The following is a 16345-nucleotide window of genomic DNA, read 5'->3' on the forward strand; positions in this document are numbered from 1 at the left end:
GAAAAAGCGAGATTGGCCATGAACTGCAAACAGGCTGGGCTGTTCTTGTCGGGAGCGACACTGCTGCTGTTGCTCCCGGCCTGCAACGGCATCTTCGAGGGTATTTATGATATGCCCACATCCGGGACCGGGAACGAATATGGGTTTATCCTCATCGACGAAGGAACCCGCACGGGACGGATCTATATCGACGCCACGGATTATACCGAATGGCATTATGTCGATTTGCACGGCAAACAGGTAACAACGACACCGGTGGGTGAAGCGGCTCCCGAAACGTGGGATTTTGCCGTACACCGATATGACACGAAGACCAACGGCGGCACCGTCTGGGAAAGCCAGGCGGGGTCTTTCGATGCACTTCCGGCGCCCGAATCGGTTTCCGAAGAGCAATGGACGGAAGATGAATGGACCACCGACCGCATCACAATCGACATGTCGCAGATGATGGACGGCATCATCCTCTATGCCGAGGATTATTGGAACCCCACTCTTTCGCGCTGGCTCAATGTAGACACCTCGACCATGCCGCCGATCTACACCCTTTCGGGGAAGATCTATCTGCTTCGTCTGAAGGACGGTACCTGTGCGGCCCTGCGTCTCGCAAACTTCATGAACGATGCTGCCGTAAAGGGTTACATGACCATTGACTACCTCTATCCCGTTGAATAATGATGAAACTGCTGGTACTATCTCTTTTGGGATTGCTGTTTACGCTGCAGACGCAGGCTCAATACAAGATCTCCGGTACCGTTTCGGACATGGCAGGCAGACCGCTCACCGGAGCGGCCGTTACCGTAAAGGAATTGCCGTCGCTCGGGGCCGTGGCCGACACGGAGGGTCGTTATGAAATTGCGCTTCCGGGCAAAGAGACGTATACGCTTTGCGCCTCGTTTGTCGGGTACGAACCGGCCAGCGAAAAGATCGCTGCCGGCCAGACCAGACCCTTGAATTTCCGGCTTGCGGAGCGCTCCACGATGATGGATCAGGTGGTGGTGACGGCCACCCGTACCCCGAAACTGTTGAAGGATGTCCCGATTGTCACCCGTGTCATCTCCGAGGCCGATATCAAACAGGTCGATGCGACGCATGTCGGCGACCTGCTGCAAAGCGAACTGCCGGGCATCGAGTTCTCCTACTCGATGAACCAGCAGGTTTCGCTCAACATGTCGGGATTCGGCGGCAATTCGGTGCTCTTCCTCGTCGACGGTGAGCGCCTGGCGGGCGAAACGCTCGACAACGTCGATTACAGCCGCCTGAACCTGGACAATGTCGGGCGCATCGAAATCGTCAAGGGGGCCGTTTCATCGCTCTACGGATCGAATGCCATCGGCGGCGTGGTGAACCTCATCAGCCGCGAATCGCGGGAGCCGTGGTCGGTCAATCTGAACGGCCGTTACGGTGCCCACAACGAGCAGCGTTACGGAGGATCGGTCGGATTCAACCAGGGCCGGTTCAACTCGACGACCAACGTGCAGTACACCTCAATCGACGCCATCGACCTCTCGAAGGGAACCGACAACGCGGAGGTGGGCGATTACAGCACCATCTACGGACACACGGCGCTCAATATCAAGGAGCGGCTCGTCGTCACGGCGACCGAAGGCTTGAAGTTCACGGCCCGGGCGGGATATTTCTTCCGCGAGCGCGACGCCTCGGAGAGCATCAAGGACCGCTACCGCAGCTTCTCGGGCGGACTGAAGGGCAATTGGGCGATTACGCCGTCCGATGATCTGGAACTCTCCTATGCCTTCGACCAGTACGACAAAAGCGACTATCTGGTCCCCACGTCACGCGACGTGCGCGACTACAGCAACGTACAGCACACCCTGCGCACGCTCTACAACCATACCTTTGCCGGGAAACATATTCTTACCGTCGGCGGCGACTACATGCGTGACTACCTGATGTCCTACCAGTTTACGGACAACGGCAGCCATACGCAGCATACGGCCGATGCCTTCGCGCAGTTCGACTGGAACCCGCACCGGCGGTTCAACCTCATTGCGGGCCTGCGCTTCGACCATTTTTCGGCAGCAAATCTTTCGCACCTTTCGCCAAAACTCGGTGTGATGTATAAGGTTGCAAACTGTTCGCTTCGGGCATCATACGCAGGCGGATTCCGTGCCCCGACCCTCAAGGAGATGTACATGGACTTCTATATGGGCAATATCTTCATGATCTACGGAAATCCGGAATTGAAAGCCGAGACGAGCCACAACTTTTCACTCTCGGCTGAGTATATGAAAGGACAGCACAGTTTCACCGTAACGGGATTCTACAATTTGGTGGACAGCCGGATCACCACGGTCTGGAACCAGGAGCTTAAAGGGCAGGTCTATACGAACATGTCGCCTCTGCAGGTGGCCGGAGCCGAGGCAAATGCGTCGGGACGATATGCGTGCGGCATCTCGTGGCGCGTGTCGTATGCCTACACGCGCGAGATGATCGAGCGGGGACAGCCGCAGCTCTCCTCGACCCGGCCCCATGCGGCCACGGCGCGCCTGGCCTATGACAAGCAGTGGAAGAACTACGGTCTGAATGTGTCGCTGTCGGGACGCTGGCTGTCGGCAGTCACGTGCGACGTCTATACCGAGGTGACCTCCTACGAGCAGACCGTGCGGCAGACCTATCCGGGCTACACGATTTGGAAACTGAGCCTCACGCAGCATCTGTGGCGCGGGATGGACCTCACGCTGGCCGTGGACAACCTCTTCAACTACCGCCCCGACTACTATTACAGCAACTCGCCCACGACCGTCGGTACTACCTGCTCGGTGGGCCTTTCGCTGAATCTCGAACAATTTTTCAAGCGTAAATAAAGGATGAAACATAAGATACCAATAATCTGGGCAGGCGTGATCCTGCTTGCCGTCCTATTGGGCGTCGCAGCGTGGAACCGTTGGTTCTCGGCCACACGCATCGCTTTTGTAAATTACCAGGCTACGACCCTCGGCCAGATTGCCCGGGCCAATGACCATGCGCGGATCCGTCTTGCCTCGGTCGAACCGTCGGAGTTTGACCGTTTGGGGCATTACGACGTGGTGCTGATGAACGGCATGGGGCTCCGCATCACAGCCGAGGAGCGGGCCGCACTCCAACGGGCCGCCGACCGCGGGCTTACCGTCATCACGACCATGGCCACCAACCCGGCCAACGAGATCATCTCGGCGGACTCCGCGACGCTGGCTGCCGTCAAGGGCTACCTCAGCGGCGGCGGCCGGAAGAACTACCGCAACCTGCTCGTCACCCTGCGCCGCACGGTCGACGGCAAGCGGTTCGATACGGATGAGCCCGAGCCGCCCGTCGTACGCGACCTGCGGCAATTTTACCACGCCGATCCGTCGAATCCCGGGGCGGAGGAGCTGGATTTCGACAGCGTGGAGGCCTACGAGGCCTTCCTCGCGCGGCACGGCCTGCTGAAAGCGGATGCTCCGCGGGTGATCGTGACGGGACAGATGGGTGAACCGGCTGAACTGATCGCCCGGCTCGAGGAGACCGGCAACGCGGTCTATCCCCTCCGCAACCTGCAGGCGGCGATTCAGAGCGGACAGGCCGATTCAATCCGCCCGTCGGCCGTCATCAACATGGCCCACGGACGCCTGGGCGATGCCATTGTGGAGTACCTGACGCGCCAGAACGTTCCGCTCTTCTCGCCGCTGAACGTCAACCGGATGGTCGACGAATGGGAGGCCGACAAGATGGGCATGAACGGCGGTTTCCTGTCGCAGAGTGTAGTGATGCCCGAGATCGACGGAGCGATCCGCTCCCAGGTGTTGTTCGGTCACCGCCTCGACGGCGAAGGGCTGCAGCAGGTCCATGCAATTCCCGAACGACTGGACCGGTTCGTCGAGACGGTGAATCGCCACATCGCCCTGCAACGCGTGCCCAACAGCGAGAAGCGCGTAGCAATCTACTACTACAAGGGCCCCGGGCAGAATGTCCTGACGGCCTCCGGCATGGAGGTCACGCCATCGCTCTACAACCTGCTCGTGCGGCTCCGCAGCGAGGGTTACCGCGTGGAGCGTCTCCCCTCGACGCCCGAGGGGTTGGCAGCCCTCATCCAGCAACAGGGGGCCGTTTTCAACGACTATGCCCACGGCGCCAAGGCCGAATTCCTGAAAAAAGGCCAACCGGCGCTCATCTCCTCCGAGGAGTACGCCGCGTGGACCGCTGAAGCAATACCTGCGGAGCGGATGGAGGAGGTAGTTGCACTCGACGGCCCGTTCCCGGGCCACTACCTCTCCGACGACGAGGGACGGCTGGCGCTGCCGCGCATCGAGCTGGGCAACATCGTGCTGCTGCCGCAGCTGGCCGCCGGAGCGGGTGATGACGACTTCGCCATCGTTCACGGCACCGATGCCGCACCGCCTCACGCCTATATCGCTTCATACCTTTGGGCGCGTTACGCTTTCCGCGCTGATGCCATCGTCCACTTCGGGACGCACGGCAGCCTGGAGTTCACCCCCCGCAAACAAGTAGCTCTGAGCCGCAACGACTGGCCCGACGCACTGGTCGGTCCGACGCCGCACCTCTACGTCTACTCGATTGGGAACGTCGGCGAGGGTATGATTGCCAAGCGCCGCGCGTATGCCACGCTGCAGTCGTATCTGACCCCACCCTTCATGGAGAGCGGCGTGCGCGGCATCTATCGCGAACTGAATGCGGCAATCCAGGCCTACAACGACCTGCTCTACGCCGACGGACAGCCCGATACGCGGGCTGCGGCGCTGCGTGTCAAGCAACTGACCGTCGAACTGGGCATCCACCGCGAGCTGCGGCTCGATTCGCTGCTGACCGAACCCTATACCGAGGCCGAGATCGCCCGCATCGAGACGTTTGCCGAAGAGCTTGCCGCGGAGAAGATCACCGGTGAACTCTATACGATGGGCCAGCCCTACTCCGCCGAACGCATCCGCAGCAGCCTCTTTGCCATGTCCACCGAGCCAATCGCCTATTCACTGCTGGCGCTGGACAAATTCCGGGGCCAGACCTCTGCCGATCTCGAAAAACACCGCACGCTCTTCACGCGCCGCTATCTTGAACCGGCCCGCGATCTGGTCGGGCGTCTTTTGAGCGGAGCACAGCAGCCGACCGACGCTTTCATCTGCTCGACGGCGGGCATCTCGACTGCAGAACTGGAAAAGGCCCATGAGATTCAGCGGTCGCTCTCCGCTCCGCAGGACATGATGGCCCGCATGATGGCGATGGCTTCGTCGGGTTCACCGATGCAGCATCCGGCCGGTACTTCCAAGTCGGGCAAAGGGGCCCCGAAACACCCCTCGTGGATTCCGAAAGTGGGCAAACGCCCCGCAAACGCCGGACCGTCGGAGGAGAAGAAACCCGCAGCCATGCCGGCCGATGCGATGGCTGCCATGATGGGCCTCGGCAAGGAGTACACAAAGGAGGAGCGCGAGTTTGCCCGGGTGGTGACCGAACTCGAACGCACGATCCGCAACGTCGGCAACTACCGACACGCGCTTGAAGAGAGCCCCGAGGCAGAACTTTCGTCGCTCACCAACGCCCTGAACGGCGGCTACACGGCCCCTTCGCCGGGCGGCGACCCGATTGCCAATCCCAATACGTTGCCCACGGGTCGTAATCTCTATGCCGTCAATGCCGAGGCGACGCCGAGTGAACGGGCTTGGGAACGCGGCCGCGAGCTGGCCGACGAGACGATTCGCATGTATCGCGAACGCCACCACGACTCGCTGCCCCGCAAGGTGAGCTACACGCTCTGGAGCGGCGAATTCATCGAGACCGAGGGGGCAACGCTCGCACAGGTACTCTACATGCTGGGCGTCGAGCCTGTCCGCGACGTTTTCGGACGGGTGAGCGACCTGCGGCTCATCCCCTCCGAGGAGTTGGGGCGTCCGCGCATCGATGTCGTCGTACAGACCAGCGGCCAGCTGCGCGACCTGGCGGCTTCGCGGCTGTTCCTCATCTCGCGGGCCGTCGAGATGGCCGCCGCAGCAAAGGACGACAGCTATGAGAACTTCGTGACCCGGGGCGTTGTCGATGCCGAGCAGACGCTCATCGACAAGGGACTTTCGCCACGGGAGGCGCGCGAGATCTCGACCCGCCGGGTCTTCGGCGGCGTCAACGGCAACTATGGCACGGGCATTACCGGTATGGTGCAGAGTGGCGACCGTTGGGAAAACTCCTCGGAGATCGCCGCGGTCTACCTGCAGAACATGGGAGCCTATTACGGCAGCGAGCAAGCTTGGGAGCAGGTGCAGCAATATGCGTTGGAGGCAGCCCTGGTCAACACCGATGCCGTCGTGCAGCCCCGCCAGAGCAATACGTGGGGAGCCTTGAGCCTCGACCATGTCTACGAATTCATGGGCGGCATGAATCTGGCCGTGCGCAACGTCACGGGCCGGGAGCCCGATGCCTACCTGAGCGATTACCGCAACCGGAACCGCGTGCGGATGCAGGAGCTCAAGGAGGCAATCGGCGTCGAGAGCCGCACGACAATCTTCAATCCGAACTACATCCGCGCGAAGATGCAGGGCGGGGCGAGTGCCGCTGCGGGCTTTGCCGCGGTGGTGCAGAACACCTACGGCTGGAACGTCATGAAGCCCGACGTGGTGGACAACGAACTCTGGGACGAGATCTACGATGTCTACGTGCAGGACAAGTTCGGCATGGGGCTCCGCGGCTATTTCGAGCAGCAGAATCCCGCCGCGCTGGAGGAGATCTCGGCCGTGATGCTCGAAACGGCCCGCAAGGGGATGTGGCACGCCTCGGACGAGCAGCTCGCGACGCTCGCCGCCCTCCACACCGAACTGGTCGACAAGCACGGCCCCTCCTGCTCGGGATTCGTCTGCGACAACGCCAAACTGCGCGACTTCATCGCCTCGAAGAGTGCGCCCGAGGCTGCCCGGAACTACCAGCGGCAGATCCGCGAGGTGCGCGAGGTTTCGCTCGACACGAATGCCGGCACGGTGCTCAAACGCGAGGAGTTCACCGCCTCCGACCGCACGACCACGCTGGTCAGCAACACCGTTGTCGCCGTGCTCGTCATCGGCCTCATCGCGGTGCTGGTTCTTGTGGTTCGCCGCCGGCGCAAAAAGATGGAAGAGTAATGGACACCGTCGTATTGGTCATGATGATTGTGGTCTGCTTCAACTACCTGTTGAAGCAGACCTGGCGCAAGCCCCGGTTTGTAGCCCTTTCGGCCGTTGTCTGCGCCCTGTTCGTCGGACTGGCGTGGCCCTGGGCCATCGAGCAGTCGAAAAACCAGATTGCGGACTGGCTCGCCGACTCCGCGCTGATGCTCGACCTGGCGGTTCTCCTCACGCTGGAGGTCGCCTTGCAGATGACCTTCTGTGTCGTTGCGGCACACATCCACACGGCGGGGCGCGTAAAACCCTCCGTCGTGTGGCTCTACCGCCTGCTGCGCTGGTTCCCGGGGCTGCTCATTTTCCCGGTGCTGTTCAGCCTGCTGGTTGCCGCCATCTTCTCGCTTCCCGGGATGTCGTTTCCGTTGGTTGCCTGGTCGCTGGCCGCGGTTGTGGCGGCGGTGATTCCTCTGGGGCGTTGGGCGTTGAAGCACCTCCTGCCCGAACGGGAGATCCGCCTTGAACTGCTCTTCCTTGCCAATGCATTGATTGCCATTCTGGGAATTATCGCCACGGTCAACGGCCGCACGGCCGTTGCCGGTATCACCTCTGTCGACTGGCCGTCTCTGGGTGGAGTGATGGCCTTTGTCGCTGCCGGATTGCTGCTTGGCATGGCGGTTTTCCGCATCAAACAGAAACTTATGAATAAAAAACAGAAATAAAACCATGAATTACATCTCCGACATCCTCTATTGGATCTCGACCGGTCTGCTCGTTCCGGACATCGTCCTGCTGATCTTTTTCTTCGGGCGCTCGCTGCTGCTGATTGGCAGCTTCTTCGGGCAGTATCTCTCCATCCGCCGTACGGCCTCGCTCATCGGGCGCGAACTGGATGGGCTCACTCCGCAGACGGTCGCCACGCTTGCCGAGCGTCTTCCCAAAAAGAATCCGTCGCTGCTCGTGGTCTACCTGAACCGCCTGCTTGAGGCCCGCGACAATGCCCCTCTCCGCCAACGGCTGCTTGCCGATTTCGAGATTGAAGCCGACCGCGACCTCGCCACCTCGAAGACGCTCTCCAAGATGGGCCCCATGCTCGGACTGATGGGTACGCTCATCCCGATGGGCCCGGCGTTGGTGGGGCTCTCGACGGGCGACATCGCCTCGATGGCCTACAACATGCAGGTGGCCTTTGCCACGACGGTCGTAGGACTATTTGCCGCGGCCATCGGCTTCATCACCCAGCAGGTCAAGCAGCGGTGGTACCTGCGGGATCTGTCCAATCTGGAGTTCGTAGCGGAGTTGTTGAATGCCCAAACCGAGAAGCGATGAGACGCAATTTACTGAAGCACGACGGGGAGAATGACCCGATGAGCGTCGTCGGCAACCTGTTCGACGTGGCGATGGTCTTCGCCGTGGCGCTGATGGTGGCATTGGTGAGCCGATACAATATGACCGAGATGTTCAGCCAGGAGGATTTCACGATGGTGAAGAACCCCGGCAAGGAGAACATGGAGATCATCACCAAGGAGGGTGAAAAGATCAACCGCTATACTCCTTCGGAGGATCAGGATTCTCAGAGCGGCAAGCGTGGCCGCAAGGTCGGCGTGGCCTATGAACTCGAGAACGGTGAGATCATCTACGTTCCTGAATAAGACATATCTCCAATAAACTTTGTCAGATTGCACTATTAACAAACACCAATCCCCCAATTAATTATAAGCAATTAAGATATTTTAAAATTTATTGGAATACGCATTTATTAGAAATATAATTTTTGTACTTTTGAGAAAGCAAACTAAAAAAAGTTTTAACTATGACTTTAAGTGAATCTATACGCAAATTGGAAAATAGTTGGGGGACAAATTCTTTCCCCAAGCACCTGGAGTCCATTGAATTAAAAAATGTAAGAGGTTGGAATGGACAAAAAATAGACTTCAAATTTCCAATTACAGCAATTGTTGGAGAAAATGGGATGGGAAAAACGACCATTCTACAAGCCGCAGCATCGGTTTATAAATCTCCCGATGAAAGAGGGTATTTTGCTTCAGATTTTTTCCCGATACACCATGGGAAGAACTTACAGGGGTTGAAATAAATGCTGTAGTAAAAGAGGGGGCTACATCTCATAATATATCTATACGCAAACTTACAACTCGATGGAGAGGGAATGACATTAGGAAGGAACGAGTTGTTAAATTTCTTGATCTAAAGAGAATTACACCTATTTACTCTAAACAGGGATACTTGCGATTAGCAAAACGTAATTTACACGAGACTTCTTCAAAAGTCTATACACCAGATGTATTACAAAGGCTCTCTCAAATCATTGGAAAGTCATATACTTTAGCTAAGCAAGCAAAAACGAACGCTGATCAGAATAGGTCTATCCCAGTTCTTGGAATTAATGAAGAAGAATATTCAGGATTTCATCAAGGAGCGGGGGAATCAACTATAACAGAATTATTGGGGTTAGAGATTCCTCAATATAGTCTCATCCTAATTGACGAAATTGAAACTTCTCTTCATCCAAGTGCTCAGCGACGTTTAATTAGAGATTTAGCAACCGTTAGCCGCATCAAGAAAGTCCAATTTATCGTTACAACCCATTCTCCTTATATATTGGACGAATTGCCAAACTACGCTCGGATACAAATTATCAACGACAGTGGAGAAAGAAGAATAGTATTAGGAGTCAGCTCTGAATTCGCATTATCATATATGGATGATGTTCTCCATCCTGAAATGGATATTTATGTTGAGGACGATGTAGCCAAAATTCTAATTGAAGAGATTATCGCAGCAATAGATTTGCCTATCTTGAAACGGGTCCAAATAATATCTTTTGGATCAGCCCAAGTAGGTAAAACTCTCGGGTTAATGAATGTACAAAAAAGATTTCCTAGGCCAACGTTAGTTATTTTGGATGGAGATCAAGAACAGAGTGAAGGATGCATCCTTTTGCCGGGAACTGATGCTCCTGAAAGACAAATTTATTATGATCTTAATAAAATTAATTGGCTTGATATCGCAACACATTTATCTCGATCATACTCAGATTTTGTAGATGCAGCACAAAAAGCAATGACATTAAGTAATCATCATGAATGGAATAAAGCCGTTGCAGATAAGATTATTTATGGAGGCAATGACCTGTGGAGAATTCTATGTAGGAGTTGGGTTAAAAATGTGCTTGAGAATCGAGATGACAAAATGACTATAGTTGAAGCTATAAGAAATAAACTAGGACTTTAATATCAAGGTATAGGTATAATTTGCCTCATTCTCCAAATCGCATCTAAGTCACGAAGAAAAGAGTTCGAAAATGGATGCGTTAGGGGCACTGAAAAAAACTCGTTGGAGCAATCCGACGAGTTTTTTTATTTTCCCCCGGCGCCATGGGCGGCGAAGACCGCCTGCATCCATCCGCGCAGGGTCCGCTGCATACTCCGGCAGCCGGGATACAAAAAAAGCGGCGGCACGCCCATGCCGCCGCCTGTCCGATTGAAGCCGGGAAGATGCCGGACGGTCCCGGCCCCTTCGCCGCCTCTGTCGTTATGATTATCTGCGTCCCCCGCCGAACACCACTCCGAGCGAAAGGCCGAAATGGCGATTGGCCCGCTCCTGCAGTTTGTAGTCGAACGTCACCCGCAGGTGGTGAAACAGCTCCACGCCGATACGCGGCATGAAACAGAGCGAGCCGCTCCTGCTTCCCGTCGAGAAGCCGCCCCAGTTGGACTGCGTGTCGTCAAAGACAACCGGCGCCGAATTATCCAGAAAGGCATAACCCACGCCTGCGCCCGCGAAGAACGAGACGTTCCGCCGGCGCCGGAAGTTGTAATCCGCCACAGCCATCACGTTCCAGCTCCTGAACTTCAGCTGCCCGGCATGGTCCGACTCGCGGTGGAAAATCGTACCCCCGACCTGCACGCCGACATCCAGCGGAAGGAGCTGCACGTTGTACCGCGCCTCGGCATAAAAGGCGGCGCCCGGGTTGCTCCTGTCGAAATTCAGCCGGTCGGCCCCGAAAGAGAGGCCTCCGCCGATTTCCCCCTCGAACCGGCCCACCGCACGCGCACGCCCCGCATCTGCCGACGGGCTGTTTTGGGCATAGCCCTGCATGAAACCGAGCAACAGCAGGGCCCATGCGAAGATTCGCTTTTTCATCCTTGTTGCAAACTATAAACGCTGTAAATATATCTGTTTTAGCCCAATTACGCAAATGAGCCGCTGCCTGCCGCATCCGCATTTTGTCCGCATTCCCGGAGAAGCCCGGAATTCAACGCGGACAAAAAACAATGTTCCTTGAGATTTCCCGCCGGAGCAGTCGTTGAAAAAATCTCCCTTTTTTCTTGCTTTATTTCCAACATGTTTGTAATTTTGCGAAAAACAAACAATAGGAGTTATGAAAGAAAAGCAGTATACGGCTGAACAGGAACGTCTTGCCCGGTTTGCCAAGGCGATGGGCCACCCCGCACGCATCGCGATTCTCGAGTTTCTGGCCCGGCAGGAGTGCTGCTTCTTCGGAGACATCCACGAGGTGCTGCCCATCTCGAAGGCAACCGTCTCCCAGCACCTCAAGGAGCTGAAGGAGGCCGGGCTGATTCAGGGCGAAATCGAAACACCCAAAGTACGCTATTGCATCAACCGGGAGAATTGGGAGACTGCCTCCCGGCTCTTTGCCGCGTTCTGGGGACAGCCCGTCTGCAAAAAGGAGTCCTGCTGCGAATAGGCACAACCCGCGGGCCGTCGGAAACGGCTCTTTTTTTCGCGATTAATGTTCGTTGTTTTACGAAATACAAATATAATATGAGAAGCACGCTCCGCTCCGGCGGCGGCAAGGAGGCCCGGCGGGCAACCGGCCCCGACGAAGGGTCTGCGGCCGGGATGAACGGATGCACGCCGAGGCAGAGGGTTGTCCCGGAGCGCAAGCTGGCCGGAGCGGCGGATGGAGCATGGAAACCAATCAATCAAATACAGTCATGAAGAGAATTCTTTTATGGATGGCGCTGTCTCTGGGGCTCCTCGCCTGCGGAGGCGGCAACGCGAAAACGCAGGAGAGCAACGATGCGGACAACACGAAAGACCGCATTGAGGTGTTGTATTTCCATGGCAAAAAGCGCTGCGCGACCTGCATGGCCATCGAGCAGCGGACCCGGGAGACGCTCGAAGAGCAGTTTGCCGACGAGCTGAAAAGCGGGTCACTCGTCTTCCGGGTAATTGACATCTCGCAACCGGAGAACGAGGCCCTTGCCGACAAATACGAGGTGACGTGGTCGTCGCTCTTCGTCTGCCGCTGGAAAGGGGGCCGGGAGACCCCGGAGAACCTGACCGAATTTGCCTTCGGCAGCGCCCGCAAGGCCCCCGAGGCATTCAAGGCCGGTCTGGCGGCCCGGATTCGCGAACTGCAAAAATAGAGGGTCATGGAGTGGTTGCAAACGCTGCTGGAGAGCAGCACGACGCCTCCGCTGACAGCCTTCCTGCTGGGGCTGCTCACCGCCTTGTCGCCATGTCCGCTGGCGACGAACATCGCCGCCATCGGATTCATCGGCAAAGACATCGACGACCGCCGCCGAATCTTCCGCAACGGCCTGCTCTACACGCTGGGGCGCACGCTCTCCTATACGCTGCTGGGCATCGTGCTGATTCTGATTCTGAAGGAGGGTTCGAGCATGTTCGGCATCCAGAAGGCCATCGGCAAATGGGGCGAGTGGGTGCTGGGACCGCTGCTGCTCGTCATCGGAGCCTTCATGCTGGCGGGTGACCGGCTGCGGCTCCCTTCGTTCGGATTCCGCGGCAACGGCGAGCAGCTGGCCCGCCGGGGCGGCTGGGGAGCCCTGCTGCTCGGGGTGCTCTTTGCGCTGGCCTTCTGCCCGACGAGCGGCGTCTTCTACTTCGGGATGCTCATCCCGATGTCGGCCTCGGCCGAGGCCGGATACCTGCTGCCGGTCCTCTTCGCCATAGCCACGGCGCTGCCGGTACTGGTCGTCGCCTGGATTCTGGCATTCGGAGCCCGCCGCATCGGGCTGTTCTACGGACGGATGCAGACCCTGCAGAGGTGGCTGAACCGGATTGTCGGAGGGCTGTTTGTAATAATCGGCATCTATTATTGTGTCATCATGTATTTCTAAAATTCCTAAAAAATAAAGCATATGGAAACCAAGAACGAAAAGAAAAAGGGATTCTGGGCATCGCTTTTCTCACCGAAATCCTGCTCGTGCTCGTGCGGCAACAACCTGATTGTGGAAGAGGTCGAAAAACCGGCTGCACACGACTTCAGCCAGGTCCGACTCGATACGCCCAGCGGGGCAATCCGGGAAATCAAGATTCTGGGGCCGGGCTGCGCGAAATGCAAGGCAACGTATCAGGTCCTCACGAAGGTCATCTCCGAAAACAACCTCGACGTGCGGCTCACCAAAATCGAGGATATCACCGAAATCATGAGCTACAACGTCATGAGCACCCCGGCGGTGGTCGTCGACGGTGAGGTGAAAATCAAGGGGCATGTCCCCACGGAGCACGAAATCAAACAGCTGTTGGGTATCTAAAAGCCATCACGATGGAAACCAAACGGGAGTTGAAAATCCTTGCGTGGATTATTCTTGTTTTTGCGGCGGTCTTTTTCCTGCCGCTCGGCAGCGAGCGCTTCATGACGGCCATCGATGCGACGCTCGACCTGGCCCGGTGGTATGCCCGCGAGCATGTCATCCTCTGCCTGCTGCCGGCCTTCTTCATCGCCGGCGTGATTGCCGTCTTCGTCAGCCAGGGCTCCGTCATCAAATACTTCGGGGCCAATGCCAAGAAGTGGCTGTCGTACAGCGTGGCGGCCATCTCGGGCGGTATCCTCGCCGTCTGCTCCTGCACGATTCTGCCGCTCTTCACGAGCATCTACAAGCGCGGCGCAGGGTTAGGTCCGGCCATCGCCTTCCTCTATTCGGGACCGGCCATCAGCATCCTCTCCATCATCCTCACGGCCCGGATTCTGGGCATCGAGCTGGGCATCGCCCGCACCCTCGGCGCCATCCTCTTCTCGGTGGTCATCGGGCTGCTGATGTCGTTCCTCTTCCGCCGCGAGGAGCGGGCCAAGCGCGAGGAGCAGATGAACATCACACCGTCCCCCGAGAAGAGGCCGATGTGGCAGACCTCGTTCCACTTCTTCACGCTGGTGCTGATTCTCGTCTTCGCCAACTGGGGCGCACCGGCCGCCTCGGACCGCGGCCTGTGGGCGGCCATCTTCGCCTGGAAGTGGTACATCACCGGCGCCCTGTCGCTCGTGCTGTGCTGGTCGCTGGTGAAGATTCTGCGGCTCCGCCTGCGGTGGGTGGCGCTGGGCGCTGCGGCGACCGTCGTCTCGGTCGTGCTGGCCAATCTGTTCATCCGCGACGCGAAGCTCGTGCCGCTCGTGCCGATGGTTGTGGCCATCGCCGCGCTCTCGCTGATTCTGCTTTTCGACAAGCGCGATGCGGAGAACCGCGAATGGGCCCTTTCGGCGTGGGGTTTTGCCAAACAAATCCTGCCGCTGCTGGCCGTGGGCGTCGTCACGGCGGGATTCCTGCTCGGCTCGACCCATGACCAGACGTCCGTCGCGGGCATCATCCCGAACCGATGGATTGAATGGGCCGTCGGAGGCAACTCGCTGCTGTCGAACTTCTTCGCCAGCTTCACCGGAGCCTTCATGTACTTCGCCACGCTGACCGAGGTGCCCATCATCCAGGGGCTGCTGGCCTCGGGCATGGGCAAGGGTCCGGCCCTGGCGCTGCTGCTGGCCGGGCCGTCGCTCTCGCTGCCCAACATGCTGGTCATCCGCGGCGTGCTGGGGACGAAAAAGACGGTGGTCTACGTGGCGCTCGTCATCGCCATGGCCACGCTGTCGGGATTCCTCTTCGGAAACCTTTTTTAACCGGAGCGCCGCCATGAGAATATTGATTCTTTGCACGGGAAACAGCTGCCGCAGCCAGATGGCTCACGGATTTCTGCAGGCGATGGATTCGTCGCTCGAGGTCTTTTCGGGCGGGACGCAACACGCCGCACGGGTGAACGCCCGTGCGGTGGAGGTGATGCGGGAGGCCGGCATCGACATCGCCTCGCACATCCCGACCCATGTCAACGTCTATCTCGACCAGGAGTGGGATTACGTAATCACCGTATGCGGCGGGGCAAACGAGAGCTGCCCGGCATTTACGGGCAAGGTGGGCCGCCGCCTGCACATGGGCTTCGACGACCCTTCGCATGCCGAAGGCTCCCCGGAGTTCATCGATTCCGAATTCCGCCGCGTCCGCGACGAGATTCGCGCGGCGTTTGCCCGCTTCTATCGGTCCGAAATCCAAAAAGAGAAATTTCATGAACACACTCCTTGAAACGCTCCGGTATTTTGTGCTGATAACCGTCGAGTTGATTGCTTTATTCCTGTTAATCAGCGCGCTGGTCGAGATTATTCTGATGTATGTTCCGGAGGAGAAAATCCGCAAAAAACTCTCAGGCGCCGGCATTTTCGGAAACATCATCGCCGCGGGATTCGGGGCTCTGACCCCCTTCTGCGCCTGCACGACCATTCCCATGACCGTCGGATTCCTGAATGCCGGGGTTCCGTTCGGTTCGGCCATCTCCTTTTTGATTGCATCACCCCTGCTCAATCCGATTATCCTCGGAATGCTCGGCGCGATGGTCGGAATAAAGGCGATGGCGGCCTATTTCGTGATTGCCTTTTCGTGCTCCGTACTGTTCGGGCTCCTGCTGGAACGACTCGGGGCTCAAAGGTATGTGAAAAACGTCCGTCTGAAACCCGCAACGTGCTGCGCCGGCGGCGAGGTGGTCGACAAGCGCTCGCTGCCGTTCCGCGGCAAGGTGAAAGCGGCCTTCGCCGGAGCTTGGGGGAGCCTACGTCCTATTATGGGATACCTGCTGATTGGAGTAGCGTTGGGTGCCGGCATCTACGGGTACATGCCCCAGGATTTCGTCATGAAGATAGCAGGTCCGGACAATCCGTTTGCCATTCCGGTTGCCGCCGTATTGGGCATACCTCTTTACATCCGTGCCGAAACAGCCATACCGATTGGTCTGGCGCTGATGGGAAAGGGCATGAGCATCGGAGCGGTCATCGCGCTGATTATCGGAGGAGCCGGAATGGCCATTCCCGAGATGACCATGCTGGCAAGCATCTTCAAGAATCGGCTTGTGGCCATGATTGTACTGGTCATTTTCCTGACGGCCGTCGTGTCGGGCTATCTCTTCAATATCCTGCTGTGACAGGAGCCGGAAGCTGAAATACGCGGCCGGTCCTTGCG

At 57.8% G+C, this 16345-nt stretch carries 17 protein-coding genes; 15 read left to right on the forward strand and 2 right to left on the reverse strand.

All coding sequences use genetic code 11. The features are described 5' to 3' along the window. Positions 1-18 precede the first annotated feature (18 nt). The 8 genes from B5F90_RS07025 to B5F90_RS07060 all read left to right on the forward strand — a co-directional run bounded on the left by B5F90_RS07025 (position 19) and on the right by B5F90_RS07060 (position 10316). The gene (locus B5F90_RS07025) at positions 19-672 is read left to right on the forward strand and encodes an HmuY family protein (protein WP_087362091.1); all 654 of its coding nucleotides are present in this window, start codon (positions 19-21) and stop codon (positions 670-672) included. Next, entirely contained in the window at positions 672-2822 is a 2151-nt protein-coding gene (locus B5F90_RS07030) for a TonB-dependent receptor (RefSeq protein ID WP_087362092.1), read from the forward strand. The genes B5F90_RS07025 and B5F90_RS07030 overlap by 1 nt, the downstream gene beginning before the upstream one ends. Positions 2823-2825: 3 nt before the next feature. Further along, on the forward strand, positions 2826-7088 hold the full coding sequence (locus B5F90_RS07035) for a cobaltochelatase subunit CobN (RefSeq protein ID WP_087362093.1): 4263 nt from the start codon (positions 2826-2828) through the stop codon (positions 7086-7088). Continuing rightward, positions 7088-7786: a hypothetical protein gene (locus B5F90_RS07040; RefSeq protein WP_087362094.1), complete on the forward strand. Its 699-nt coding sequence runs from the start codon at positions 7088-7090 to the stop codon at positions 7784-7786. The genes B5F90_RS07035 and B5F90_RS07040 overlap by 1 nt, the downstream gene beginning before the upstream one ends. A gap of 4 nt (positions 7787-7790) precedes the next feature. Beyond that, positions 7791-8393: a MotA/TolQ/ExbB proton channel family protein gene (locus B5F90_RS07045; protein ID WP_087362095.1), complete on the forward strand. Its 603-nt coding sequence runs from the start codon at positions 7791-7793 to the stop codon at positions 8391-8393. Further along, positions 8390-8716 (forward strand): DUF2149 domain-containing protein, encoded by a 327-nt coding sequence (locus B5F90_RS07050; RefSeq protein WP_087362096.1) that lies wholly within the window; start codon positions 8390-8392, stop codon positions 8714-8716. The genes B5F90_RS07045 and B5F90_RS07050 overlap by 4 nt, the downstream gene beginning before the upstream one ends. Before the next feature lie 161 nt (positions 8717-8877). Next, the gene (locus B5F90_RS07055) at positions 8878-9159 is read left to right on the forward strand and encodes an ATP-binding protein (RefSeq protein ID WP_087362097.1); all 282 of its coding nucleotides are present in this window, start codon (positions 8878-8880) and stop codon (positions 9157-9159) included. 149 nt (positions 9160-9308) lie between these two features. Next, complete coding sequence (locus B5F90_RS07060) at positions 9309-10316, forward strand: AAA family ATPase (protein WP_162607765.1); 1008 nt, start codon at positions 9309-9311, stop codon at positions 10314-10316. Between the two features lie 306 nt (positions 10317-10622). Here the strand turns inward: B5F90_RS07060 and B5F90_RS07065 are convergent, their stop codons facing one another. Further along, positions 10623-11228: an outer membrane beta-barrel protein gene (locus tag B5F90_RS07065; protein WP_087362099.1), complete on the reverse strand. Its 606-nt coding sequence runs from the start codon at positions 11226-11228 to the stop codon at positions 10623-10625. A gap of 47 nt (positions 11229-11275) precedes the next feature. After that, positions 11276-11431 carry a hypothetical protein gene (locus tag B5F90_RS10990; protein WP_162607766.1) on the reverse strand — a complete coding sequence of 52 codons (156 nt, stop codon included), beginning with the start codon at positions 11429-11431 and terminating at the stop codon, positions 11276-11278. A 35-nt stretch (positions 11432-11466) separates the two neighbouring features. Here B5F90_RS10990 and B5F90_RS07070 point away from each other — a divergent pair, with 35 nt between their 5' ends. The 7 genes from B5F90_RS07070 (at position 11467) to B5F90_RS07100 (ending at position 16307) form a co-directional block, all read left to right on the forward strand. Then, complete coding sequence (locus B5F90_RS07070; RefSeq protein ID WP_087362100.1) at positions 11467-11793, forward strand: metalloregulator ArsR/SmtB family transcription factor; 327 nt, start codon at positions 11467-11469, stop codon at positions 11791-11793. Positions 11794-12043: 250 nt separating this feature from the next. Beyond that, on the forward strand, positions 12044-12478 hold the full coding sequence (locus B5F90_RS07075; protein WP_087362101.1) for a nitrophenyl compound nitroreductase subunit ArsF family protein: 435 nt from the start codon (positions 12044-12046) through the stop codon (positions 12476-12478). Between the two features lie 6 nt (positions 12479-12484). Then, entirely contained in the window at positions 12485-13192 is a 708-nt protein-coding gene (locus tag B5F90_RS07080) for an aromatic aminobenezylarsenical efflux permease ArsG family transporter (RefSeq protein ID WP_087362102.1), read from the forward strand. 180 nt (positions 13193-13372) lie between these two features. Beyond that, complete coding sequence (locus B5F90_RS11170; protein ID WP_234025746.1) at positions 13373-13609, forward strand: thioredoxin family protein; 237 nt, start codon at positions 13373-13375, stop codon at positions 13607-13609. A gap of 11 nt (positions 13610-13620) precedes the next feature. Beyond that, positions 13621-14961, forward strand: a complete 1341-nt coding sequence (locus B5F90_RS07090) for a permease (RefSeq protein WP_087362104.1) — start codon at positions 13621-13623, stop codon at positions 14959-14961. A gap of 13 nt (positions 14962-14974) precedes the next feature. Then, entirely contained in the window at positions 14975-15418 is a 444-nt protein-coding gene (locus B5F90_RS07095; protein WP_087362105.1) for an arsenate reductase ArsC, read from the forward strand. After that, positions 15402-16307: a permease gene (locus tag B5F90_RS07100; RefSeq protein ID WP_087362106.1), complete on the forward strand. Its 906-nt coding sequence runs from the start codon at positions 15402-15404 to the stop codon at positions 16305-16307. Before B5F90_RS07095 ends, B5F90_RS07100 begins: the two co-directional genes overlap by 17 nt. Positions 16308-16345 lie beyond the last annotated feature (38 nt).

Source organism: Alistipes sp. An31A (assembly GCF_002159425.1).
GTDB lineage: Bacteria > Bacteroidota > Bacteroidia > Bacteroidales > Rikenellaceae > Alistipes > Alistipes excrementigallinarum.

Excerpts from the sequence above, each read along its gene's own strand:
- B5F90_RS07025 (WP_087362091.1), top strand. The coding sequence starts at position 19 with ATGAACTGCAAACAGGCTGGGCTGTTCTTGTCGGGAGCGACACTGCTG.
- B5F90_RS07030 (WP_087362092.1), top strand. The coding sequence starts at position 672 with ATGATGAAACTGCTGGTACTATCTCTTTTGGGATTGCTGTTTACGCTG.
- B5F90_RS07035 (WP_087362093.1), top strand. The coding sequence starts at position 2,826 with ATGAAACATAAGATACCAATAATCTGGGCAGGCGTGATCCTGCTTGCC.
- B5F90_RS07040 (WP_087362094.1), top strand. The coding sequence starts at position 7,088 with ATGGACACCGTCGTATTGGTCATGATGATTGTGGTCTGCTTCAACTAC.
- B5F90_RS07045 (WP_087362095.1), top strand. The coding sequence starts at position 7,791 with ATGAATTACATCTCCGACATCCTCTATTGGATCTCGACCGGTCTGCTC.
- B5F90_RS07050 (WP_087362096.1), top strand. The coding sequence starts at position 8,390 with ATGAGACGCAATTTACTGAAGCACGACGGGGAGAATGACCCGATGAGC.
- B5F90_RS07055 (WP_087362097.1), top strand. The coding sequence starts at position 8,878 with ATGACTTTAAGTGAATCTATACGCAAATTGGAAAATAGTTGGGGGACA.
- B5F90_RS07065 (WP_087362099.1), bottom strand. The coding sequence starts at position 11,228 with ATGAAAAAGCGAATCTTCGCATGGGCCCTGCTGTTGCTCGGTTTCATG.
- B5F90_RS10990 (WP_162607766.1), bottom strand. The coding sequence starts at position 11,431 with ATGTTGGAAATAAAGCAAGAAAAAAGGGAGATTTTTTCAACGACTGCT.
- B5F90_RS07070 (WP_087362100.1), top strand. The coding sequence starts at position 11,467 with ATGAAAGAAAAGCAGTATACGGCTGAACAGGAACGTCTTGCCCGGTTT.
- B5F90_RS07075 (WP_087362101.1), top strand. The coding sequence starts at position 12,044 with ATGAAGAGAATTCTTTTATGGATGGCGCTGTCTCTGGGGCTCCTCGCC.
- B5F90_RS07080 (WP_087362102.1), top strand. The coding sequence starts at position 12,485 with ATGGAGTGGTTGCAAACGCTGCTGGAGAGCAGCACGACGCCTCCGCTG.
- B5F90_RS07090 (WP_087362104.1), top strand. The coding sequence starts at position 13,621 with ATGGAAACCAAACGGGAGTTGAAAATCCTTGCGTGGATTATTCTTGTT.
- B5F90_RS07095 (WP_087362105.1), top strand. The coding sequence starts at position 14,975 with ATGAGAATATTGATTCTTTGCACGGGAAACAGCTGCCGCAGCCAGATG.
- B5F90_RS07100 (WP_087362106.1), top strand. The coding sequence starts at position 15,402 with ATGAACACACTCCTTGAAACGCTCCGGTATTTTGTGCTGATAACCGTC.